At 47.0% G+C, this 854-nt stretch carries 1 protein-coding gene; it reads right to left on the bottom strand.

All coding sequences use genetic code 11. From position 1 onward, the window contains the following. A partial coding sequence (locus tag A3729_RS08630; RefSeq protein WP_197475706.1) for an immunoglobulin domain-containing protein occupies positions 1-854 on the bottom strand: 854 nt, incomplete at both ends.

Here is an 854-nt window from a genome sequence, read left to right as displayed (position 1 = left end):
CCGCCAGCGTTGACGCTAAATGAAGCGGAGCTTCCTTCGGATACTGTTAATGAAACGGGGTGCGAGTTAATGCTGGGTGCTGCAAGTTGTTCATTGACGGTAACGCTGACAAAGTTTGAATAAACCTGGGAAACATTGTTGCTAATCGATACTCGGTAACTTCCCGTGTCACTTATTGAACTTGGGCTAATCGTTAAAGTGCTATGTGTTGCGCCAGGAATTAAGGAGCCGTTCTTTTGCCATTGATAGCTGATTGGATCTCCGCCAGTCGCTAAGACGCTGAGAGAGATTGTTTCCCCTTCAGTGACGATGCTAGCGCTAGGTTGCTGGGATATGCTGACGGGTAACACGTTTTCTTCCACTGAGACAAGGGCTTCTAGCGAGTGGATAGTTTCCTCACTGTTGGAAATGGTGACACTATATAAACCAGAATCGCTAAGTTGAGCGCTCGTTTTATTGTAGGAGCTTGCTGTCGCGCCCGGGATATTCTCGCCATCCTTCTGCCACTGATAGCTTAAGCTTCCCGCTCCGGATGCGAGAACAAACAAAGAAAAGCTTTGTGATTCACTGGTATGTATGGACTGCGGTTGAGTTTGAATTTGAAGCTCAGCGCTGTCGAGATCTTCTGCAATATTTTGAGCATCATTGGTGATACTGCTCAGTGCGCTAGCATAACTATTTCCGTTGTCAGAGTAGGTGTCCAGGTATGCAGAAAGCTGCTCTGCTAGGTCGCTTGCTGTGTAGAACACGTTCGCTAAGGGAATATGATCAAGCAATTGGTTCGTGCCTATCCACTCTGTATCAAGCGCGTGCTCATAAAGAGAAGCGCTTAGAATTGCTTGCTTTAGAGATTC

It is taken from the genome of Oleiphilus sp. HI0043 (genome assembly GCF_001634935.1).
Note: the sequence above shows the minus strand (reverse complement) of the source record. Positions and strands in the feature narration are given on the sequence as shown.